This window comes from Arthrobacter sp. Soc17.1.1.1, assembly GCF_036867195.1.
Lineage (GTDB): Bacteria > Actinomycetota > Actinomycetes > Actinomycetales > Micrococcaceae > Arthrobacter_D.
In genome coordinates this window covers 25,901-48,535 of sequence record NZ_JBAJII010000003.1, presented here as the reverse complement: position 1 = coordinate 48,535, position 22,635 = coordinate 25,901, and the positions used below count along the sequence as shown (strand labels likewise).

Here is a 22,635-nt window from a genome sequence, read left to right as displayed (position 1 = left end):
CCTGGTGCTCTGACCGGTAGGCGGGTCCGCCTGCCGGGTCCTCCTTCAACCTGCTTGCCGGCTATGGTCCAAATCTGCCGGCCCCAATCGGTGGTCGGTGTCAGTAGTCGGAGTCGCCGGAGCGGCCGTGCGCGGTGCCGGTGGGGAACCCGATCATGACCAGTTGTGGCTCGGGCGCGGAGCAGCACCCGCCAGCAACAGCGTCCATCTCAGATGCTGCGTCGCTTGCCGCTTCACCTGCTGCGTCGGTCCCACAGGACGCACCGGCGGCCCCAGTGTTTGCGGTGAGTGTGGTTGCGGCGGGGGTGTCGCAGGATCCGCCGAGGTCGGTGCTGCAGACCCCGGTTTCGGGTAGCTCGAGCTGCAGGCGGGATGCGGCTTCGGTGTCGCCGGCGATCGCGGCGGTCACGGAGCGGACCTGCTCGTACCCGGTTGCGAGCAGGAACGTCGGTGCTCGTCCGTAGGACTTCATTCCGACGAGGTAGAAATCCTTTTCCGGGTGGGCCAGGACGTCGGCCCCGTGGGCGGGGACTGTTCCGCAGGAATGGAACTCCGGGTCGATGAGGGGTCCGAGGGCGCGCGGTGCCTCCACGGCGGGATCCAGTTCCAGGCGCAGCTCGCGCAGCATGCTCAGATCCGGCCGGAATCCGGTGGCGGGAACGAGGACGTCGACGTCGATGGTGCGGGGCCCGTCCGGCGTCGACGCGGTGACGGCCAGACCCGTGTCGGTCGTGTTGAAGCTGGTGATGGTGAAGTTGGTGATGAGCTCGACGACGCCGTCGCCGACGAGGGTGCGCAGGCGGCTGCCGAGCTGCCCGCGGGCGGGCAGGCCGTCGAGGTCCCCACCTCCGTAAAGTTTCTGCGCGGATCCGCTGCCGCGGACGGCCCAGAGGATGCGGGTACCGGGTTCGTTCCTGGCGACCTGGCCGAGATTGATGAGGGTGTTCGCGGCGGAATGACCTGCTCCGACGACCATGACCGTCCTACCAGCAAAGCGGACCCGTTCGGTGCCAACAACATCGGGCAACGGCTTCGTAATGAATCGGGATGCCCTGCCTTCACCCGAAGCCTTCAGTCCGGCCTGGCCGAGGGGGTTGGGCTGGTCCCAGGTACCCGAGGCGTCGATGACCGCGCGCACGAGGTGATCGGTGGTGCCCTCGGGGCTGCTGACGCGGACGAGAAACGGTGTGGTGTCGCGGTCTTTCGTTCGGGTCTTGTCCATGCCGAGTCGGGTGACCGCGGTAACGCGACTGTCGAAGTGCAAGGTCTCCTTGATGACCGGGAGGCAGGCGAGGGGTTCAAGGTAGGCCTCCACGAGTTCCCGCCCGTAGGGCAGGGCGGTCTGGCGGGGCTCGGCCCAGCCGGCGGTCTCGAGGAGGCGTCGGGCGGCGGGGTCGATGTTGTACTGCCAGGGCGAGAACAGGCGGATGTGCGCCCACTGCCGAACAGCGGCTCCGACGCTCTCTCCCTGCTCGAACACGATCGGGGTCAGGCCCTGCTCGAGGAGGTTCGCGGCCGCGGACAGCCCTGTTGGCCCGGCCCCGATGACGGCGACCGGTAGATCAGTGATCCCGGTCGAGCCGTTGGTAGCTGAGTTGGTGGTGGTGTCAGACATGGGCGTTCTCCTCGATGAGAGCGGTGGCGATGCTGGGGGCGTCCTCGAGTGCGGCGAGGTACCGTTCGGCGTCCAGGGCTGCGGCGCAGCCGGATCCTGCGGCGGTAATGGCTTGCCGGTACCGGTGGTCGACGGCGTCGCCGCAGGCGAAGACACCGGACAGGTTCGTCAGGGTGGTGGGTGCGTCGACGACGATGTAACCCTCGTCATCGAGGGTGACCTGGCTCTGGACGAGGTCGGTGCGGGGCAGGTGACCGATGGCCACGAAGATCCCGGTCGCAGCGAGGTCCCTGATGTCCCCGGTGATGGTGTCGGTGAGGGTGACGCCGGTGACCTTCTCATCCCCGTGGATCGCGGAGATGGCGCTGGTGTACTCGAACCGGATCTTTTCGTTGTCCATGGCCCGCTGCGCCATGATCTTCGACGCCCGCAGGCTCGAGCCACGAACGACGACGGTGACGGTGGCCGCGAAACGGGTGAGGAACAGGGCTTCCTCCATGGCCGAGTCCCCGCCGCCGACGACGATGATGTTCTGATTGCGGAAGAAGAACCCGTCACACGTCGCACACCACGACACACCCCGGCCGGTGAGGCGCTTCTCGTCCGCGAGTCCGAGTTCCTTGTAGGCGGAGCCGGTCGCGAGGATTACCGCCGGTGCTTGGTAGGTGTGACCGCTCAGGGTGGTGACGGTCTTCAGGGTGCCGGTGAGTTCGACCGTGGCTGCGTCGTCGTACTCGATGACCGCGCCGAAGCGTTCGGCCTGGCCGCGGAGGTTCTCCATCAGCTCCGGTCCCTGGATGCCGTCGGTGAACCCGGGGAAGTTCTCGACCTCCGTCGTGTTCATCAGCGCACCCCCTGCAGTCACCGCGCCGGCGATGACCCTCGGGTTCAGGCCGGCACGGGCGGCGTAGATCGCCGCCGTGTACCCGGCAGGGCCGGATCCCACGATGATGATTTTCTCCTGCTGCAGCTCTGTCATGATGCGTGCCTTTCGGATCCTGGAAGCGACGAACGGGAAGGGCTGAGGGTCAGGCGCTCTGCATACCGGTGCCGGCATCGGTGGGCAGAAGTTCACTGATGAGCTGCTGAATACGGCCCTTGATCTCATCCCGGATCGGGCGGACCGATTCCACGCCCTTACCGGCGGGGTCCTCGAGGACCCAGTCCTCGTACCGCTTGCCCGGGAAGTACGGGCACTCATCCCCGCAACCCATCGTCACGACGACATCGGAGGCTTTCACGGCTTCGGTCGTGAGGATCTTCGGGGTCTCCGCAGTGATGTCGATACCCTCCTCCTTCATCGCCTCCACCGCTGAAGGGTTGATCTGGTCGGCAGGCTGAGAACCAGCGGACAGGACCTCGATGCGGCCCTCGGAGAGATGCTGCAGATACGCCGCAGCCATCTGAGACCGGCCCGCGTTGTGGACACAGACGAACAGCACCGAGGGCTTCTTACCACTCACGGTGTCCGTCGCGTTCGTCGTCTTGGAGGTGGTCTCTGCTGTTTCAGTGGCTGTTTCAGTGGCCATGGGGAATCCTTTGGTTCTCACCCCGCCGACAATCCGGACGGGTCCTGATAAGTGGTGGATAGGAGTCGAACAGCTCCCGGGTACGCGCCTGTACGGACACCCAGAAGAGATTGACTAGCTTCGATATTGAGTATGCGGAGCTATATCGATGGTTGTCAATGTGCGGGTATGCTGGGTGGCATGACGACGATCTCCGAGCCCCGAACCATGGCTGCAACCACGGACCTCGCGACCACTGAGATGGTTGATGAGGGCCCGTGCTGCGTGCCGTCCGGGACGCCGGCGATGAGCGCGCAGCGGGCTGAGGAGCTGTCCAGGCAGTTCAAGGCGATCGCCGACCCGAACCGGCTGCGCCTGGTCTCACTGATCTCTGCCAGCGCCGAGAACGAGGCGTGCGTGTGTGACCTCACCGAGCCGCTGAACCTCGGGCAGCCAACCGTGTCGCATCATCTGAAGATCCTCGTCGACGCCGGGATCCTGCACCGGGAAAAGCGCGGCGTGTGGGCGTATTTCTCGATCGTCCCCGGCGCCCTGGACGCCCTCGCCGGCGTCCTCACCGAACCCAAGTAACACCCCAGCAGCCCCTCCGGGTCCTGCCCGTTGCCTGCCCGACCCCTGCCTGATTCCTGCTTTCCTCCTTACCGACCAGAAGTGAGTATTCCTGTGAGTTTCAAGGCTGATAAGCCCTCTGTCCTGTTCGTGTGTGTGAAGAACGGGGGGAAGTCTCAGATGGCCGCCGGTTTGATGGACAAGGTCGCAGGAGACTCCGTGACCACCGCCTCTGCCGGGTCGAAGCCCGGATCCTCCGTCAATGCCCTGTCTGCCGAGGTCCTGGCCGAGGTAGGGGTCGACATCAGCCAGAACGTCCCCCGCCAGATCACCCGCGAGGACCAGGAGAAGGCGGACCTCGTCGTCATCCTCGGCGCCGAGGCGCAGGTCGACGAGGTCGAAGGCACCCTGTACGAGCGGTGGGAGACCGACGAACCCAGCGAACGCGGCATCGACGGTATCGAACGGATGCGCCTGGTCCGCGATGACATCCTCGAGCGCGTCACCACTCTTCACACCACCCTCACCACACGCTGACCCCCAGCACCTCCTCACCGGTGAGCTCATGAGCGAGTTCACCGGTGCGTTTTTTCCTGCCCTCCTGTTAGGAGCCCTGCTGCTATGACTGCCATGACCGTGGTCGCTGTTCTGATCTTCCTCGCCACCCTGACCCTGGTCATCTGGCAACCCAAAGGCCTCGGCATCGGCTGGTCCGCCCTCGGCGGCGCGGTCCTCGCGCTTCTGACCACGGTGGTGAGCCTGTCCGACATTCCGGTGGTGTGGGACATCGTGTGGAATGCGACGTTCGCGTTCGTCGCGATCGTGATCATCTCCCTCATCCTGGACGAGTCGGGGTTCTTCACGTGGGCGGCGCTGCACGTCGCCCGGTGGGGCAGGGGCAACGGGCGTTTGCTGTTCGCGCTGATCGTGCTGCTCGGGGCCGCAATCGCGGCCGTGTTCGCGAACGACGGAGCGGCGCTGATCCTCACGCCGATCGTCATCCAGATGCTCATCGCCCTGAAGTTCCCCGCCAAGGCGTCCCTCGCGTTCGTGATCGCGTGTGGTTTCATCGCCGACGCCGGGAGCCTGCCCCTGGTCGTGTCGAACCTGGTGAACATCATCACTGCCGACTTCTTCGACATCAGCTTCGCGCGCTACGCCGTCGTCATGGTTCCCGTCGGCATCGTGTCGGTGGCCGCGAGCCTCGGGGTCCTGTTCCTGTTCTTCAGGAAAGCCATCCCCCGTACCTATGACATGAGCGTTCTGGGAACACCGAAATCAGCTATTGCGGACCCCCTGACGTTCAAGACCGGATGGGTGATCCTCGGTGTCCTGCTCATCGGCTACTTCGCCGCCGAGCCACTCAACATTCCTCTCTCGGCTGTGGCAGGCCTCGGCGCCGTGGTCCTCATGCTCGTCGCGTCCCGCAAACCCGCGTTCCTGTTCCCCCGGGCTGCAGTCCCAGTAGCAGCCTCAGTGGCAGCACCGGTGACCACATCGGTGACAGCGTCGACAAAGCAGGTGGTGACGCCTGCAGCTGATGCTGATGATCGGGCAGCGGACCTCGACTACGAAACCGTCGGCGCAGCTCACCGCTCCACCGGCGGCACCGCGAGCAGCGCTCATTCCACCGCCGATATGAAGACCTCCGACGCGGACGCGAGCGACGGAATGTCCCTCTCAACTGGTGGAGCTGCGGCACTCCCGAACGGTCGGATCTCGGTACCCCGGATCCTGCGGGAAGCCCCCTGGCAGATCGTCCTGTTCTCCATCGGCATGTACCTCGTCGTCTACGGGCTCAGGAATCAGGGCCTCACCGACGAACTCGCCGGCGTGTTCTCGAACATCAGCACCAACGGAGTCCTCATCACGGCCCTGGGCGTCGGTGTGATCGTCGCCGTCCTCGCGTCGTTGATGAATAACATGCCCACCGTCCTGATCGCCTCGCTGGCCATCGGAGCAGCCGGGGCCACAGGGCTGACGCAGGAGGCGATGATCTACGCCAACGTGATCGGCTCGGACCTCGGCCCGAAGATCACCCCGATCGGCAGTCTCGCCACTCTGCTCTGGCTGCACGTCCTGGACCGCAAGGGCATCCACATCGGCTGGGGCCAGTACTTCCGCACCGGCATCGTCCTCACCATCCCCGTCCTGATCATCACCCTCCTCGCCCTCGCCGGCTGGCTCACCATCATCGGCGTCTAGGAGTCGGCAGGACCACGGGAACGGTCGCTCCCGTGGTCACCCTTGGTCACCGTGTCCGGGCGAACGTGGCCGCGGTCATGGACGTCAGTTCTGCGGCTGGGCGGTCGTCCGGGTGCGGGTTGCGGTTGCGACGCCGACCGTGGCGAGGACCGCCATGATCACACCCATGACCGGGTAGCCGCCGAGTACGACGGCCAGTGCTGGACCGGCCGCGGGAGCCAGCGCACCCACGATGGTGACGGGGGCGGCGAAAACACCCTGCAGGGATCCGAAATTCCGGGTGCCCCACCGCTCGGACACGGCGGTGGCCTGCAGCAAGGTGTTGCAGCCGCGCACCATGCCGGCGAGGACCGCCACCACGATGAGCAGGCCGGTGGGCCCTGGCACCAGGGCCAAAGCCCACACACTTACGGCGCCGGCAGCCGTCAAGACCACGGTTCGCGTGATGGTGGAGGTGCTCGAGGGCAGTGCCGAGTAAGCGACCCGCCCGATGACCTGACCCACGCCGATCAAACCGAAAGCGACAGCAGCGGTTTGGTAATCCACTCCCCGCTCGAGGAACAGGGCGATCAGGTTGAACGTCACCGCATACAGGGCAAGTGTGGACAGAGCCATCGTCGCCTGTAGGAACCGGAACGGGGCACTACGCACCACAGCCCGAACGTCCTGCACCGGCCCACTATCCGTGGACTGGGAGAGCTCGGTGGCTCGGTGCGTCCACTGGGCGTTGAGAAAGAACCAGTGCAGCGGGATCGTCACTACGGCCAGGATCCCGGCTAGCACGATGTAGGCGGTACGCCACCCGAGCCCGTCGACCAGGGCGGCCGTGATGGGCGCGAAGATCGTCGACGCGAACCCGGCCACGAGGGTCAGCGTCGTCAACGCCCGTACCCGATGGCTTCCGTACCAGCGGGTGAGGACCACGAACGCCGGTTGGTAAAACACAGCGGCCTGCGCGAATCCCGCGACCAACCATGCGGCCGCAAACACGACGAAGTTTGATGCAGCCCCGACCAGCAGCAGTGCAAGGACACCAACGACGCTCCCCGCCGTCATCAGGAGCTTCGGCCCCGTGCGGTCCAGCAAGCGTCCGACCCGGACCCCGGCGATTGCCGACACGATCAGGCCGGCCGAGAACGCTGCGGTCATCGCAGGTACGGACCACCCAGTGTCCGCGCTGATCGGCACCAAAGCCACCGGCAACGAGTAATACAGCAGCCCCCAGCTCGTCGTCTGCGCGACGCACATCGCCGCCAGGCCCCCGCGAGGCCGATCCTGTCCACCACTAATCACTCGACAACCCTAGAGTCAGCGCACCAGCCCCCACGTCGGTCATCCACCTGTGGGCGGGTAGAGCCCGAAGGAATGAGCTCAAAGCCGTCCACCTGTGGGTGAACGAACCCCGACTCGATTGTTTGCCGATCAAGCCTCAATCTCGGGTTCTCACAGACGACCGTCCATAGGACATCCAGCAGTAGCTGCATCCGGAGCGGTAGTCGTGTCTCATGAGCCGTGTACGGAAGCTGTGTACTGCGAGCAACCTTGATAGTGCAAATTGGGGAAACCCTAGAACAGGGTTGGGGCTTCGGGGTCGATGCCGGTGAGTAGGGGACGGATGATCGGTTCGTTCCATCCGTGCTCGAGGAGAGCTGTGCGCAGCTGGACGGATTGGGCGCGGAACTGGGCGCGGCCGACGCTGCGCCACCGGAAGGTCGAGGCGTTGGCATGCCGGCCCTTTTGGGACCGGTCAAGCATGTTCAACGCCTGCGTTCCCGGCAGCAGGTGCGTGTCGATCCCGATGCTGGCGTGCACGCAGAGCGGGACGTCGCAGACATGCATGAGCGCGATGCCGGGGTGCAGGGTCTCTCCGGTGAGGTGTTCGTAGGCGTAGCGTTGCGGCCGCAGGGCGCGTTGCGCGCCGTCGCGCGCGACCCAGAACCGTCCGTACCCGTCGTCGGCGACGGCGCCGGTCCAGATCCAGCAGTCATGCGGCCGCGGGCCCTTGACGACTTTCTCCCAGAACCGGTCAGCCTCTCCCCTGCGCTGCCTCATCACCGACTACCTCCGCGAGGACGTCATCGGACCCGGACAGGTCGGCGGAGGATCGGCCGCCGGCCCTCCATTCGCACCACGCCGACGATAACCAGAGCGGCCGCGCCAGCGACCAGCCACTCGGCCCACCATGGGCTGTCGGAGACGGCGACTGGAACGAGCAGCAGGAAGAACCAGAGGGCGATCGCCAGGGCGCCGGCGACCTGGTTGCGGACCCGCGATGGAATGGGCAGCAGTAGCAGCGGAAGTCGGAGGACGGCGCGGACGAATAGGTAGCTGTACCGGATGCTCGAGGTGAGCAGCCAGCGGATGAGCCGGATCATCACGTCCTCCTGGTCATTGCGAAGCCTGTCGAGCTTCGATGTGGAGGTAGCGGTACACGGTCGCGCGGCTCGCGCCGATGATCTTGCCGATGTCCGCTGGAGCGAGGCCTTGGGCCTTTAGGTCCCTGGCACGTTTGACCTTGGCGTGGTCGATGGTGACTTCCGGTCGGCCGGCCTTCCGCCCATGTTCTGATGCCGCAGCCATGCCAGCTCTGGTCCTCTCGGCGAGCTGGTCTCGCTCGAGCTGGGCGAATGCGGACATCACCGTGAGCATGGCCTTCCCCATGGGACCGGTGGTGCTGATGCCTTCGGTGACGCTGCGGAAGTGCACCCCCCTGCGCTCCAGGTCGTCGATCAGTGCGAGGAGATTTCGAGTGTTGCGTCCCAGCCTGTCCAGCTTCCACACCACGACCTCGTCACCCTTCCGCAAGTGATCGAGCAGCTTGTCGAGCTCCGGCCGACTGGCCCTCGTTCCGCTTACGCCATGATCGGTAAAGATCCGGTCGCAACCCGCTGCCGTAAGTGCCGCGTGCTGCAGATCCGCGTTTTGCTCCAAGGTGCTGACCCTGGCGTATCCGATGCTTCCCACTCCCACACTCCTCATGCTCATCAAAGGCACAGTTCAGTTTTACTGAGAATAGAGGAAGTGAGACGCATTAATGAGACGACGCGCTGGGATGGAGATTGCCGCGTTGGCTGGGTTCTTCTCCTCCACCAACTCAGCATCAGATTCGTCCTATCAAAGGATCCTTTGGCTGGACTGAACTGACGGCTCGGCAGACGAACAGGGGAGTCCCACGGTTCCGGCTGTTCCCAGTCTCGCTATCTGTACTACGTCAGCGTCGCTGCACGTCGTCTCGCAACGATTGGACCTCTCGGCAAGGTTTGCCCATGATGCGAAGCCACGGTAGCAAGACAATGGAGGAACGATAACGGGCGGCGGCAGTGTCTCATCCTCTCGTCTCGCAACCCATCGGTCTCATGACACCTCTACTCAACTTCATCTCGCTCACTCTGGCGGGGCATGCAGCTACTACAATCGACGCTTCTGATCAGCCATTAGGTTTCTCATGACAACTTGACAGCAGACAGGGCCCAAGTCGATGTCACCGCCAAGACAGCTAGCGTTGATGAATACGCGGGTAGCCACGAACGGCTATGTTGGGTGGATGAACCCGACGCCAGCCGGGCCATTGGATGTTGTTCGTCCGAACGGGCCTTACATTGAGAAAATTATCATCCGAAACTACCGAGGAATCTCATCCTGCGAGGTTGAGCTAGAACCACGGGTGACGGTGCTGGCCGGGCGTAACAATGCAGGTAAATCCAGAATTATTTCCGCTCTACAAGTTGCTCTTGGCGGGCGGTCCGCCGATACCGACGATTTCACTGTCGGAAACGAATCCTTGCCGGAAATCGATGTGATCGTCTCCCCTGGTTCTCCCGCCGACCCAGGAGATGATGAAGAGTTCGAGCCGAGTTTTACGCAACTGTTTGAGAATAAAACTCAGGTGTTGAGTGAAACACCCATTCGCGAACGGATAGCATGGCGTACTAGAATATCTCGGTCGGGGGACGGAACTGGAGCACGATCGGACTCTTATTTTCTAACATTCGACACCACGAGTAGTAAATGGGTGCAAGTAATATCGCCGACAGCCCTATCGGCTAGGCAACGGAGAGCCTTCGCCGTGGATTTGATAAATACAGGGCGGGACTTACGCGACGAGCTAGGTCGGCAAGGGTCAATAATACGGAAAGTGCTTTCAGACCTCGAGATTCCAGAAAGCCATCGCGAGTCCCTTGAGTTACAACTTAGTCAATTGAGTTCGCAGATATTTGATGGCAGTGAGACGTTGAAGTCAGTCGACGCAGAGCTAGCAAGACTGCACTCACTTGTTGGAAGTGTGGGATCTCCAGCCCTCAATCCCCTTCCAACAAACCTTGAGGAACTAGGCAGGCTCATATCTATCGACTTAGACACCGGCGCAGGGCCACTTCCTATCCGCTTCCATGGCGCTGGATCTCGAAGCCTATCGTCGCTACAGGTGCAGGGCATCCTCTACGAGCGGCGATTGAGTCGCGATGGAAGCGCCGTTCCTCCTACACCCATTACTCTTGTTGAGGAACCAGAGGCACACCTTCATCCTCAAGCAGCCATGGAGCTGGCCGAACTTTTGGTGGGCATGCGAGGGCAGAAAGTCGTAAGCACTCACTCCGCCCACCTAGTCACATCGGTTGATCCCTCTTCAATTCGTCTAGTACAGGCTCTAGGCAGCGCGACCAAGATTGTTGATCTTGGGCCAGCGTCCGATGATGAGTTGGCCGTCCATCGCGCATTCCGTCCGAGTCTCCATAAACAGGAGATGGAGAAGCTGCGACGACTGGTCGAGCGGCCGTTCGGGGAGCTTCTCTTCTCCAGTTGCATAGTGATTGGAGATGGAGCTACCGAACGAGCTTTCCTGCCCATTGCACTCCGACACGCGCTTGGCGGAAAATCGCACGGTATCACCGTGGTGGACCCAGGAAGTCTATCGAATGAGCTTGCTACAGCCGCAGTTAAGTTCTCCGTGATGACAGACACGCCGTGCTTTATTTTTGCAGATAGTGACCAGGACGGAGCGACTGCTGTTCAGTCGCTTCAGCGTATTCATGCTGTTAAGCCCCCTGACGTAATTTGGATCAATGGCATGGACGGGGAGGGTCGCCCTGTGGCAGGGGCGATTGAATCTATGCTCATGACGTTTGACCAAGACATGTGTTTGGCAGCCTGTCAAGCCATCCAGCCCGGCTTGTCGGGGAACACGTTGAACCAAATGAAAAAGCTCAAAGGAAGTTCGGGCACGTTCCTTGCACGATCTATGATCGAGTTGTACGACGACTGGCAAACATGGCCGACACCACTACAAGAACTGATTCGGAAAATTGATGATGCAATCTGACGACCATGGTGTCGAGGTCTCCCTCAGTTCTCTCCAGCACAGAGCGATCGATTCAGACGCGCGTTCGATCGTGGTCCTAGCCGGCGCAGGTAGCGGCAAGACAGAGGTGCTAGCGCGGCGAGTACAGCGATTGCTGACTATGCAACAGGGTTTAGGGCGCGTCCTTGCTTTGTCTTATACAAATAAAAGCGCGGAAGAGCTAGCTGAGCGATTCAGAAAGCGTGTTGGAGCTGAGTCGGAGCGGGTTACAACCGAAACGATCCACGGGTTCGCGCACTCACTGCTTCGCCAGCATTCCACAAGAATCGGACTACCTATCGAGCCGGAGATCCTGTCGAGAGATGAGGACCGAGTTGAACTGTTCAGCCAGTGGCTAGGCAGTCAAGGCCTTGAGGCCGCTCACGATCCCCTCGAGCAACTCCGGCGCATCGATCTTGACCGCGCACGATTGATCGAAAGTCCGGAGGTGGAGGATTGGCGTAGAGCGCTAGCCAGCCTTCCGGCTCTCGACTACCCGGGTCTTCTTGACGCGGCTAGCGAACTACTTACGCTGAAATCGGTTCGCAGACAACTAGGGCGCACGTACACGCACGTCGTGGTCGATGAAGCACAGAATCTGACACCAGCTCAATATCGGCTCCTCACCATGATGTTAGGAGAGGCGGGTGAGGGTCCCGCGGCGATGCTTGTCGGGGACGATAAGCAGTCCATAATCAGTTTCGCAGGAGCTGACCCATCGTTGATGCACCAGTTCGCACAGAGGTACCAGGCAGAAGTCATCGCGCTCGATGTGAATTTCAGATCAGCGGCACTAATAAGCGAGTTCTCAAGCGTTATTGCGAGCGAACTTGGTCAGCAGCAGTCGCATGTGCAACCCCACGCAGCACGAGGACATATCCAGTTGGTTTGCGGGGAGGATGAGAGTGACGAGGCGAGGCAACTAGGCGATTGGGTGAGTGGATTGATACTCAATGGAATACCCAAGGCCGCCCTCGCCAATGGAGAATCGCCAACAGTTCGAGCAGAAGAAATCGCTATTTTGGGTCGGTCTGCTTCAGCTCTTCGAGAAATCTCGAAAGAGCTAGCAGCGCGAAATATCATTCATTCAACGAGTAGCGACGCCGGAGATTGGCTCGAGGGTTTAGCGGGCAAAGTAGTGTTAGAGTTAATCGCCTTGAATGCCGCCGAGCGACGTGTAGCACCACAATGGCAGTTGGCAAGACTTATCGATGAGGATCCTGATAGCCTGAAATCCCGCGATCAGGTCGCCAGTGTATTTCGCGCTCATACTAATCCACTCGTTAATGCATTAGCAGATCTGGTTAGCGAAACTAATCTACTGCAATTCATGCTGAGCTTGTCTAGCCTCATTACTGAACGTGACTCAGGTACATCGGGGCTCGCTTCGTGGAGTGCTGATCTTACGGAAATAGAGAACGCATGGAGTGAATACTTAGAATCTGTAGATAGAGAATCTCGATCCTGGGCAGACTTCCATCTTTTTTGCTCACGTCGGCAACGAGGTTCAGCTACCCAGGGTGTTCAACTTCTTACAGTACATAAGGCTCAGGGAAGAGAGTTTCGTGCGGTTGCGATTGTCGGTTTGAACGAAGGCCAGATCCCCGATTTTCGGGCAAAGTCGCAAAAAGAGCGCGAGAGTGAACTGCGCATCTTCTATGTTGCTGTCACTAGAGCCCGAAGGGTACTTCTTCTGTCTAGGGCACTTCGACGTAAGACCCGGTATGGCCAGAGGGTTACAACTCCATCACCGTATCTCGAGTTAACAAAGCAATTAGGGGTGGATGCTTTCGAATGACTTCTTTTGTTCAAAGTCGTTAAAGTGTGCTCACTAGGAATAGCTTTCATACTTTTCTTGGAGACCTAGGATATCTTGCCATAGCAGAGTTGATCGGAGATCAAATATGCAGAACATAGGGGAGCCTAGCCGGGGAGTTGGGGTAAGGCTCCTCGAGGATGGCCAGATCCGACTCGACAGTTTCGCCTACAACGCTGACGACGCTGCCTTGCACCCGGGCAGAGTGACTGTTCGGTCGGAAGTATGGCCTCAGTGGTTGATAACCGCCCGTGAGGAGTTGGCATCGGCCCGCGATGCGCGCGATGCCAACCCGGGACTCGATGCTGGTTCGGAATTCGATAATGCTGTCCTTCATGAGTACCGCAGTGCCATGATTTGCATCTGTGCAGTTGCGTTCACGCTAGAAGCCTTCACGAACTCTGTCGTCGCGCGTTACCCCCACGTCCAACGACCTTCGATCGTGAGATCCAACGGCGGTCAATCATCAGCGGCTGCTCGTCATCACCAGATTTGGACCGGCGCTTTTCGTCTCACGAACACCAATAGCGCGAATACTAAAAACACACTAAAGCAAATTTTCGCGCTGCGAAACGCGGCTGTCCACGCCTCGGCAGACTTCGTTGATCCGGTGGGTCACCCGGTGTTCCGGGTGGCACTTGAAGGCAGGTTTGTGACCTACACAGTCGAGAATGCGACCGACGCGTACATGGCAGCTGTAGATGCGCTTGAACATCTTCTAGGCCGTCCTCGGGGTGAAGCACCGGAATGGTTGGCTTGGTGCGCGGCGATGTCGACGCGGCTGACCACTATCAACTCTCCCCCTCTGACCGCTTCCACTAGCTACGACACGAACTAAGCTCTGCCCTCCCTAGTGGGTGTGCGATGTGGGTCCCCTACCTTAGTTTTCATATATGTTCAGTAGCGGGAACGTCAACGCGAGCTGAGCACGACGACGTAAATACTGTCGTGGCGTCTCAGAGGCGACATAGCTGCAGCTCGATGAATCATCTTGTTTGCGGTCGAATGCCACGTCCTGTCGCCGGCATCACCGCCTGACTCGCCGAACCTACGGCACCGGAACGGACAAAAGCTTCTCATCACGCTTCCTCTGAACGGTTCTGCCTGCCCTCAGATCGTTTAAGGCGGGCGTCGTGTTGGATCCGTACTGGATGCCATGAAACACCAAGGTGAGTGCCTCTATCTTCTTCCTGATGATGTCAAGGATGCGCCATGACTCCAAAGGAGTGAGCACGAGGGAGCCCGTCATCAGCGAACTTCCGTCGTGTTCCTGGTTGGGAAGACCCCACCACTCCTCGTCCTTGGTCTCTGCACCGCGGATACCGAGAGCCGCGACCTTCTGGGCGAACTCACCTTTCCCCTCTACTGTTCGGAAGGAATTTCGAAGGTGCGACAGCTTGTTCCGGATCCATTGGATGTCATCAATCTCAGACGTTGTGATAGTGACGCCCAAGTAGTCCCTGTAAAAGTCGTTGCACTGCTGGAGCAGCCATGTTCCCTCGGTGGAAAGCTTCTTTAGCCCGGATCCATACCGGCGGAGCAGATCATGCGCCGACTCCTCGAGGAACACCTCGAAGAGAGTGAAGGCATCCTTGATCACGGCCGCGGCCAGCTGCTGCCAGTACTGATCCCAGAAGATACCTGTCTCGTCCATAAAGTGGTCGTATGCCTCAGGACCTTGGTGAATGTCTGGTTCGCTACAGCCCCGCACCTCGCGCTCGGCTTCCTCCTCCTTTGACTTGAACCAGGCACTCATACCTTTCGCACTCGTCAGCAGGAAGGCACGAAGCTCCAGCTCATCAAAATGCCATGAAGCATACCGTCCAGTCGTCACGGCATGGTCAAGTCCAACTATTCGCTCTCCAATTTTCATCAATTGAGCATACTGCAGTGGTGGCCCCGCTCCATTTCTGCAATGTACCGACACCCATAGACTCGTGTCAGCTATCGTTCGGGAATGACCGCTGGCGAGACTGACCTACTCGACATAGTCGATCCCTTCTTTGTCCGGCGTACTTGACGCAAGAACTAGGTCGTCAAACCTCTGCATGTATTAAGTGCTTCTTCACACCCCTTTGAGCAAGCTTCACGCCTTGGGTACCAGCGCCACAACGGCCGAAATGACCGTCCTGGATGCGGGAACCCGAACTCAAAAGAGGATGTGCTGCTGGTCTTCACGCGGTTTCCCCGGGTGGCTTAAGCCTCCACTACCCCGTTCGTCGCTCCATGCATTAGGGAGGATTGCTGGCTTAGGTTGGAACAGGTGCCGGTTCTCGTCCGCTATCTGCTGGAGGTAGGTCCGCAGTATTTCTGCTGCAGCAGCCGCATCGGCAGAAGCGGTGTGCGCGTTGCCGGTATCGATTCCCAGCCGCTGGCATACCGCAGCAAGAGTGACAGGGACGCCGGGTTGAAAGTATCGGCTGAGCTGCATGGTGCACAGCACCGGCCATGCCGGTGCTGTGAGGCCAGCCCGCTCGAATTCTGCTGTCAGGAAGCTCAAGTCGAAGGCGGCGTTGTGGGCAACAACAACGGCACCTGAGAGCTGTGCGGCGATCTCATTCAGCACGTCGGCGAAGCCGGGAGCGTCGGCGATGTCTGCGGAGGTTATGCCGTGGATATGACTGGGCCCGGTGGGTTGGTAGGGGTTGATGAGGGTGGTCCAGCTGCCCTCTCGCACGCCTTCAGCATTCAGCCGGATGATCGTGATCTCAACGACGCGGTGCCTGTGTGGGGAGAATCCGGTGGTTTCGACGTCGATTACCGCGAAGGGAGTCTTCCCAGGCACGACCGGGAGCCCCGGTGATGATGGCCGGAAGAGTTTGGCAGGCCCGGTGCGTTTTTCGCCCGAGGGTATGTCGGGGTCGATTTGAGCGAGTCGTTGCAGGGTGGACCATGCTCCCGGTATGTCCAGTGAGCTGGCGGCGTAGGAGTGGGTGAGCAGGTCATCATTCAGGTGGACGTCGTGTTTGTCCTGGGTTTTAACCAGTACGGTCTGGGCGAGTCCGGTGGGGGTCGGTTGCTCGGATGCTGCTAGTTGGTGGAGAAGACCGGCGAGTTCGGCGGGGGAGATTTTCCGGCAGTTCAGAGCGACCCCGTCCTGGCTGGCCGCGATGCCTTCACTGGAGAGCAGGACATGGAGGGTGTTCATGATCCGGTCCCCGGCCCATGGGAAGAGGAGCGTGTCATCGCCCCAGGGGAGTATCGCCCGGTGGTGCAGACCTAGGCGCCTGTAGGCTTCGCGCCCTTGGGAAGCGAAGAGCCGGCCGGTGTGATCGAGGTAAGCAGGCACCGTGTCATTTTCATAGAGCCGCTGCATACGTCGGCGGATGCCGTCGGCGATTCGCGCTCCCGCCCCCGTAAACGTGGGAGGTCTTCCGCCCGATGCCTTGGCGAGATTGATGACTTTGCCGGCGAGGTCCACATCTAGGACCCGCCAACGTCGTCCTGCAAAAATGAGCAGGCTGCCTTCGGTGACCGGGTGGTCGATGGGAATGGATCCAAGGGTCCGGCCCGAGGCCACGAGGCGGTATTCCTCGGCGGTTTGGAACGCGCTGTAAAAGCTGTAGTGGTTCACCAACCGCTCACCGATTCGCCCCGGCAGCAGGGTCCCGTCCGAGGCCTGCGTGAGGATCCCCTTGCTGCCCAAGGTTCGGAGCAGTTGGATGAACATGCCTTGGTCAACATGCCGGAACGGCCCAGCCTGGCAGAGGGCACTGAAAAGTTCGGCCGCTTGGGCGCCTCCATGCTGGGCTATCACGGACAGGACTTGTTGGATCAGGGTGGAGAGGTGCAGACCGGAGGTGTTGGGGGGCTCGTACCATTTCTCGAGCAGCAGTTCAACGATCGCGAGGGTTTCGAAGGTTCCTGTACGCAGCTGATCCACCGGCGGCGTTCGTTCGTTCAGAGGCTGTTCGGACACGTAGAGGCGCAGGGTCGCCGGACCGTTTCGCCGTCCCGATCGGCCCAGCCGCTGGCGCAGGGCGGAGACACTGCCGGGAGACCCTATCTGCGCGACCGTGTCGGCCGATCCGATGTCGATGCCCATCTCCAGAGTAGAGGTGCAGATGGCCGTTGCTGGGGTTTCGGTCCTCCGAAGCTTGGATTCGACATCTTCGCGGAATTCCTTGGACAGGTTCCCGTGGTGGGGGAAGAACTCGTTGGCTACCCGGTTGTGTTCACTGATCTCTTGGAGAAGATCGGCATAGGTTTCCACATTGGCGCGTGAGTTGGCGAAGACCAGATTGTCCCGGCCGCGGAGGTTACGGAAGAGATGTTCGGCTATCGCGCGTTTATCGATGTCGCTCTGCGTTTCCTCCTCGTCCCCCGGGGAGGAAGCTTCCGGATCAGGGCCGGTGCCGGCGGTAAGGTAGCCGCGCAGTTGCATGCGCAGCTCCGCACGATCATCGTCCGTTCCACCGATCAGGCACACCGGCAGGGCCCGGTCCGGCCGGAGGAAGTCCGCGGCCACGGACAGGTCCGAGAGCGTAGCGGAGAGACCTATGCGCGGAACTTTCCGGCGAACCGCCAATTCCACCCGGTGGAGCAGGGACTGCAGCTGCGCCCCGCGTTCGGTTCCGATGAAGGAGTGCAATTCATCGACCACGATGTACTGCAGCCCGTGCAGCAGTGCCGGGATGCGGGTGCCTTGAGTGATGAAGAGTGCTTCGAGCGATTCCGGGGTGATCAGGAGCAGCCCGTCGGGTGATTCCCTGAGGGTTTTGCGGGCCGCCCCGGTGACGTCTCCGTGTCGGCGGTGTACTGGGACTTCGACGTGTTCCGCGAGGTTGCTGAGACGTTCGTACTGGTCATTGATCAGGGCCTTCAGCGGTGAAATGTAGAGAGCCTTGACCCCTGCGGGCACGGGCCCGTTCTCAGCTGCGCTGGCCAGGGCCGAGAGGATCGGCAACCAGGCGGCTTCGGTCTTCCCGCTGGCGGTTGCGGCGCTGATAATGACGTCCGTGTCAGCGGCCAGGATGGGATCCACTGCTTGGGCCTGAGCGGGCCGCAGCTGCTGCCATTTCTGTTCCCAGATCCAGGTCTGGACACGGCGGTGCAGCCTTTCGAACGCGGCGGCGGGATCGCTCATGAACTCACAGCCTGAAGGCGGACAGTTCGTCATCGTCCCTGTCAGCCAGCGAATTGCCTTGTGGAGTGCCGGACCCTGAATTGGCCGCTGTCTCTACGGTCTGCGTGGGCGTCGTGGGGTGTGGCGTCGGCTCCGCGGGTGCCAGGGGGGCGAGGTCGGGGTTGGACTCGTGTTCGAGTTTTACTCCCACGAGAAGGTCTTCCCATTGCCGCCCGGGGTTTTGTTCCAGTACCGCGAGCAGGTCCAGGAAGCTCTTGATGGTGTTGCGGGGGGTGCGGAAATAGGCGTCACCAATGCGCTGGGCGCAGTGATGCATGTAGGCGGTGATTCCTTCATCGGGGATGAGATACGCCGATTCCTCCCCTCCGGCCTGGACGTGCCGGAGCTTGGTCAGCAGGACATAGAAGTCTTCCGGGGTCAGGCTGGTCAGGCGCAGCACGGGCCCGGAGTAGTCCACGAGCCCGTCGACGGCGTAACTGTTTTCCTCCAGCCGGGACTGCAGTGCAGCGTATGAGTAGAGGCCACGGCGCGGATCCAGGAGGAAGTCGGGCGTACCGCCGAAAACGAAGCCCAGACCGGATGCGGTGCCCTGGGTGGAGTCATTGAGGATCCGGAGGATCTGTTCGTAGTTGGAATTGCGGGCTTGGCTGTTGGCCAGCTTGTACAGGTTCACCATTTCGTCGAGGCAGACCAGGACACCTCCGAAACCGGCAAGACGGACGAACAGGGCCAGCAGCTTGAGCTGGTCATAGAAGTTGGAGTCATCCACGATGGTTCGCACGCCCAGGGCGGCGCGCGCATCGGTGCGGGTGGTGAATTCTCCGCGCAGCCACCGAACGGCGTCGGCCTTGAGCTGTTCATTCCCGGTGTCGTGTCCTTGCCAGTATTTGGCGATCACTTCGGCGAAGTCGTATCCGCCGGTGAGTTCGGAAAGCTGATCGAGGTTGCGGCGGATGATGGTTTCCACGGCCTCGCCGGAGGCCCGGGACTCTGTAAGGGCCTGCGTGACGAAGCGTTCCACCACGCTGGACATGGCGCCGCCGTCGGCCTTGGCTCGGGTGGACATGTTGCGCATCAGTTCGGCGTACAGGCTTCTGGCCTGCCCACCGGTGGCCTGCAGGCGCCGGTCCGGTGAGAGATCGGCGTGGACCGTGACGAGTTTTTGCTGCAGGGCAATCGAGCGGATCAGGTGCAGAAAGAAGGTTTTCCCGGAGCCGTAGTCGCCGATGATGAAGCGGCTGCCGGATCCGCCGTCATTGATGCGGTTAATGTCCGACAGCAGCGCCTGCACTTCGTTGACCCGGCCCACCTGAACATGCTGCTGACCCATCCGCGGGACCACGCCTGCACGCAGGGACTGCAGCAGCGCGTCCCGTTCACGGGGGCGGATGGCGGCAGCGGAGGGACCGGTCATGAGCGAAGCTCCTTCAGAGCGTAGGCATTGATGGTGAGGATCTCATCGCCTTCGATGAGAGGTTCATCGGAGGCGTCAAGGGCTGCTTCGTTCAGCGTGTCCAAAGCCCCGTCCGGCAGCAGCCCATGGTGGGCGGCCAGGTCGTCGAACTCGTTGCGGTCCAACTGGTTGCGTCCTGCCAGAGCGTGCAGCATCGAGGAGTGTGCTTGATCGAGGCCTGCCACTGAGGAGGCAGCGCCAGAGCCGGTCCCGGCTGGCTCCTTGGGTCCGGGCTGTTGCGGCCATTCCGGTTCGCCCTGCCCCGGGGTGGGCGGGGCTTGGTCCTCGTCGAAGATTCCGCTCAGCAGGGCTGACACTGCAGCCGTTTCGCTCATCTTGGCTTGAATGACCGTCGGGTCCAGCACGAAGCCGGTTTCGGCCGGGGCGGCGGTCGGAGGTACGGGAATGGGGTAGCCAGGTTCCGGCTCTCCGGCGGGTCGGACCGTCACAGGCCCCCCAGCGGGAGCGAGGGAGCCCGTCAGGGCGGCGTGAAGCCTGCTGGAGACCGTTGATGCTTCCAGGCCCAGCAGTTTGTAGATTTTTTGCAAGGTTGTAACTTCGGCCGGTGCGATGTGTCCGTCGGCTGCGGCGACAGTGACGAGCATGTCGCCCACCGCGGCCTTCTGTGCACCCGAAAGGCTCTCCAAGCGTTTGGTCAGTCCAGTCAGTTTCACACCGGTGGCACCAAGCCACTGCAGATGCGCCCGGAGCCGGGTGCGTTCGGGCGTGGTCAACTGCAGGGATGATTCCAGATGAGCGGTGAGGTGATCAAGTTCGGCCGGCAGGATATGGCCGTCGGCGGCGGTCACCGCAGCAGCCAGGTGCATCATCGTCAGGGCGGTGCTGTAGGCAGGGGTTGGAGAGTGTGGGCTACCGGGTTGAACCCGGAAGATCACGACTGGAGTCAGCTCGCTGACCGCAGCGCCCCCGAAGCGGACATCGGGCTCCAGAGCGGCACCCAAACTGTCCAGCAGGGTCGCGAGATTAACGGTTTCGGGCTTGCTGAGTTTGCCGGTTACACCGGCGGGCCAGTGGTTGAACAGCTCTGCTCCGGAGATCAGCGCAGTCCCCGAAGGTATTAGTTTTTCCATCAACCAGTTTTGAAAGTCCCGGACGGCCCCGGTACTGCTGTCGATCAGGTCCCCCGGCAAAAGCGCGGCGGCGGCCAGGGTTCCTGCCTTGTCCGGGTTGCGCCCGAGCCACCGGCTGTAGGCTTCCAGCTCAGCGGTCACACTGTCAAAGAGTGCCGCGAGCTTCCTAAGCGGTGCCTGCTGGGCGAACACATCCGGGATGTTGTCCATTTCCAGATTGGCCTGGCCGATCTGGGAACTGGCCGTGTAATAGCTGGTTTTAATTGTGGTCTTGCCCGGGCGCACGATAAACCCATCCGCGAACTTCTGCCGGTACCTGAGAGTGAAAAGCCGGGTGAACTCCTCGGTGCACCGGGAGGCAGGCGTTCGCACCGGGATGTCGGGGTGGAACCACGCCCAAGCCAGAGCCCACTGCGCAGGAATCGGTTTGCCGTCCGCTGCCAGGTCGCCCAGCCCGACCCTGAGACTGATCGGAACCAGCCACCGCGACTCGGTCAAGGCCGGCGGTTCCCATTCCGCCGATGCGGGGGCCTGCATCAAAATGAAGTCGATGAGTTCCAGGAATCGGGACGCATACCCGGAAAAGGAATCGCTGCGGTCACCGTGCAGTTCGATCAAGGAGAGCATCTCAGCCCTGATCGGGACCAGCTCACCTGCCAGGGAAGGGTCCTTAGCGATATCCATGAGGACTCGCCGCTCAAGCCCGTACATGAACAGGAACACATAGCCGATCGGCACTTCAGGGTACCGCCGTCCATCCGCCTGCCAAGTGAGGTACGCGGCCCGCGCCGCCGGGGCGATGGATTCGTACGAAGGCCAGTAGTCCAGGGATTGCCCTGCCCAGTCCGGGTTCTGCGAATTAATCCTCAGTGCGGGATTAATCAGGGACGGTTCCGTGCCACCCTTGGGAGAGGGCAGGACTGAACCGACATAAATCAATCCACCCGAGATCAGGTAATCGCCGACCCGTGCCGCCTCGCCGTACCCATACCAGCGCGCCTTACCCGAAACACGGCTGGACTTCTGGGGTGCGGGAGGGGCATTCGATGCACGGCGTACCGCAAGAGGGCGATCCACAGCCGGCGGCGCCTCCGGGGATGAGAACACCTTCGGACGCTCAGCTTCACCCGATAAAGACCGCAACCAACTCAAAAAACCCACGAGACCCCCGATTCCTGTGCAGATGAAATTCACCGTGCAGCCAGCCGATTCCCTGTAAATACTAGGGGCCCGAGTTATGTTTCGGGCCGAGGAGCACCAACTCCGCGAGGTGAACCTCCGGGTTTTGAATCTTGGCGGCGGGAACGTGGACACCGGCACACCGACGAGATCGATGGTTCAGAACCGGTGCAGCCACAACACGGCCATGACCATCCTCAAAGCCGCCTCCAGCCGCCGGAACATGAAACTCAACGCCGTCGCCGCGAAAGTTGTTACATCCATCGGACAGGCACCCCCCCTGCACCCACTTCGACGGATAAACCCTCACCCGCCGCCAGCCGCCAGCCGCCATGTTGCCTACCCTGCCTAAAGCAGATCAAGGCAAAAAAGGCAAGCGTGATGCCGAATTTTCTCTGTCCAACTTGCGTCTGCGAAATTTGTCCAAGTTTGGAAGTGACCACGCCCCAAATCATCCGATCTGCACAGTAGAATCGGTCTGTCTCCACTTTCCGGGACTGCACCGCCCTCGCGCTTGGGCAGGGGCGGTGTCTAGTGAAAGGGGGTGGGATGGGAAAGCATGTGATGAAGGCTACGTCTGCGGGAACGCAAAGAGCCGCACCGCGTATACGTTTGTTTGGCGACGTCGTATACGTGATTACGGCTCTTGTGCACTCTGCTTGGAAGCTGAAAGACCTGTTTAACTAGTCCCTCAATCTGGTGATGGTCCAAGTTCGCGCTTGGGCCATCACTGTTTTAACATCTCTGATTTTTCCTGCTGTCAGATTTTCGAAGATT

The 22,635-nt window shown here is 61.2% G+C and carries 17 protein-coding genes; 6 read left to right on the top strand and 11 right to left on the bottom strand.

Annotated elements, in window-relative coordinates:
- Nucleotides 1-100: 100 nt before the first annotated feature.
- From V6S67_RS18800 to V6S67_RS18790, 3 genes are read right to left on the bottom strand one after another with little or no spacing between them, the layout of a single operon-like run.
- Nucleotides 101-1,615 carry an NAD(P)-binding protein gene (locus V6S67_RS18800; RefSeq protein WP_334211852.1) on the bottom strand — a complete coding sequence of 505 codons (1,515 nt, stop codon included), beginning with the start codon at nucleotides 1,613-1,615 and terminating at the stop codon, nucleotides 101-103.
- The gene (trxB, locus tag V6S67_RS18795) at nucleotides 1,608-2,594 is read right to left on the bottom strand and encodes a thioredoxin-disulfide reductase (protein WP_442884920.1); all 987 of its coding nucleotides are present in this window, start codon (nucleotides 2,592-2,594) and stop codon (nucleotides 1,608-1,610) included. The genes V6S67_RS18800 and trxB overlap by 8 nt, the downstream gene beginning before the upstream one ends.
- Before the next feature lie 49 nt (nucleotides 2,595-2,643).
- Nucleotides 2,644-3,144: an arsenate reductase ArsC gene (locus V6S67_RS18790; protein ID WP_334211851.1), complete on the bottom strand. Its 501-nt coding sequence runs from the start codon at nucleotides 3,142-3,144 to the stop codon at nucleotides 2,644-2,646.
- A 180-nt stretch (nucleotides 3,145-3,324) separates the two neighbouring features.
- On the opposite strand from V6S67_RS18790, the gene V6S67_RS18785 reads away from it, so the two are divergent.
- The 3 genes from V6S67_RS18785 to V6S67_RS18775 all read left to right on the top strand — a co-directional run bounded on the left by V6S67_RS18785 (nucleotide 3,325) and on the right by V6S67_RS18775 (nucleotide 5,898).
- Nucleotides 3,325-3,714 carry an ArsR/SmtB family transcription factor gene (locus V6S67_RS18785; RefSeq protein ID WP_442884918.1) on the top strand — a complete coding sequence of 130 codons (390 nt, stop codon included), beginning with the start codon at nucleotides 3,325-3,327 and terminating at the stop codon, nucleotides 3,712-3,714.
- Nucleotides 3,715-3,795: 81 nt separating this feature from the next.
- Complete coding sequence (locus V6S67_RS18780; protein ID WP_334211850.1) at nucleotides 3,796-4,230, top strand: arsenate-mycothiol transferase ArsC; 435 nt, start codon at nucleotides 3,796-3,798, stop codon at nucleotides 4,228-4,230.
- A gap of 84 nt (nucleotides 4,231-4,314) precedes the next feature.
- Nucleotides 4,315-5,898: an arsenic transporter gene (locus V6S67_RS18775; RefSeq protein ID WP_334211849.1), complete on the top strand. Its 1,584-nt coding sequence runs from the start codon at nucleotides 4,315-4,317 to the stop codon at nucleotides 5,896-5,898.
- A gap of 84 nt (nucleotides 5,899-5,982) precedes the next feature.
- On the opposite strand, the gene V6S67_RS18770 is transcribed toward V6S67_RS18775, so the two are convergent.
- From V6S67_RS18770 to V6S67_RS18755, 4 genes are all read right to left on the bottom strand, one after another.
- Nucleotides 5,983-7,146, bottom strand: coding sequence for an MFS transporter (locus tag V6S67_RS18770; protein ID WP_334211848.1), 1,164 nt, complete (start codon nucleotides 7,144-7,146; stop codon nucleotides 5,983-5,985).
- A gap of 318 nt (nucleotides 7,147-7,464) precedes the next feature.
- A complete protein-coding gene (locus V6S67_RS18765) occupies nucleotides 7,465-7,950 on the bottom strand; it encodes a hypothetical protein (RefSeq protein ID WP_334211847.1) in 486 nt (161 codons plus the stop codon).
- A gap of 23 nt (nucleotides 7,951-7,973) precedes the next feature.
- Nucleotides 7,974-8,273: a hypothetical protein gene (locus tag V6S67_RS18760; RefSeq protein WP_334211846.1), complete on the bottom strand. Its 300-nt coding sequence runs from the start codon at nucleotides 8,271-8,273 to the stop codon at nucleotides 7,974-7,976.
- 13 nt (nucleotides 8,274-8,286) lie between these two features.
- The gene (locus V6S67_RS18755; protein WP_334211845.1) at nucleotides 8,287-8,862 is read right to left on the bottom strand and encodes a recombinase family protein; all 576 of its coding nucleotides are present in this window, start codon (nucleotides 8,860-8,862) and stop codon (nucleotides 8,287-8,289) included.
- Nucleotides 8,863-9,442: 580 nt separating this feature from the next.
- Between V6S67_RS18755 and V6S67_RS18750 the strand changes: the two genes are divergently transcribed.
- The 3 genes from V6S67_RS18750 to V6S67_RS18740 all read left to right on the top strand — a co-directional run bounded on the left by V6S67_RS18750 (nucleotide 9,443) and on the right by V6S67_RS18740 (nucleotide 13,887).
- A complete protein-coding gene (locus V6S67_RS18750; protein ID WP_334211844.1) occupies nucleotides 9,443-11,215 on the top strand; it encodes an ATP-dependent nuclease in 1,773 nt (590 codons plus the stop codon).
- The gene (locus V6S67_RS18745; protein WP_334211843.1) at nucleotides 11,202-13,031 is read left to right on the top strand and encodes an ATP-dependent helicase; all 1,830 of its coding nucleotides are present in this window, start codon (nucleotides 11,202-11,204) and stop codon (nucleotides 13,029-13,031) included. Before V6S67_RS18750 ends, V6S67_RS18745 begins: the two co-directional genes overlap by 14 nt.
- Before the next feature lie 256 nt (nucleotides 13,032-13,287).
- Entirely contained in the window at nucleotides 13,288-13,887 is a 600-nt protein-coding gene (locus tag V6S67_RS18740; protein WP_334211842.1) for a hypothetical protein, read from the top strand.
- Between the two features lie 210 nt (nucleotides 13,888-14,097).
- Here V6S67_RS18740 and V6S67_RS18735 read toward each other — a convergent pair whose 3' ends face one another.
- From V6S67_RS18735 to V6S67_RS18720, 4 genes are all read right to left on the bottom strand, one after another.
- The gene (locus tag V6S67_RS18735) at nucleotides 14,098-14,922 is read right to left on the bottom strand and encodes a hypothetical protein (RefSeq protein ID WP_334211841.1); all 825 of its coding nucleotides are present in this window, start codon (nucleotides 14,920-14,922) and stop codon (nucleotides 14,098-14,100) included.
- A 276-nt stretch (nucleotides 14,923-15,198) separates the two neighbouring features.
- The gene (locus tag V6S67_RS18730; RefSeq protein WP_334211840.1) at nucleotides 15,199-18,135 is read right to left on the bottom strand and encodes a DEAD/DEAH box helicase; all 2,937 of its coding nucleotides are present in this window, start codon (nucleotides 18,133-18,135) and stop codon (nucleotides 15,199-15,201) included.
- Nucleotides 18,136-18,139: 4 nt separating this feature from the next.
- Entirely contained in the window at nucleotides 18,140-19,549 is a 1,410-nt protein-coding gene (locus V6S67_RS18725) for an ATP-binding protein (RefSeq protein WP_334211839.1), read from the bottom strand.
- Nucleotides 19,546-21,786 (bottom strand): tellurite resistance TerB family protein, encoded by a 2,241-nt coding sequence (locus V6S67_RS18720; protein ID WP_334211838.1) that lies wholly within the window; start codon nucleotides 21,784-21,786, stop codon nucleotides 19,546-19,548. Before V6S67_RS18720 ends, V6S67_RS18725 begins: the two co-directional genes overlap by 4 nt.
- Nucleotides 21,787-22,635 lie beyond the last annotated feature (849 nt).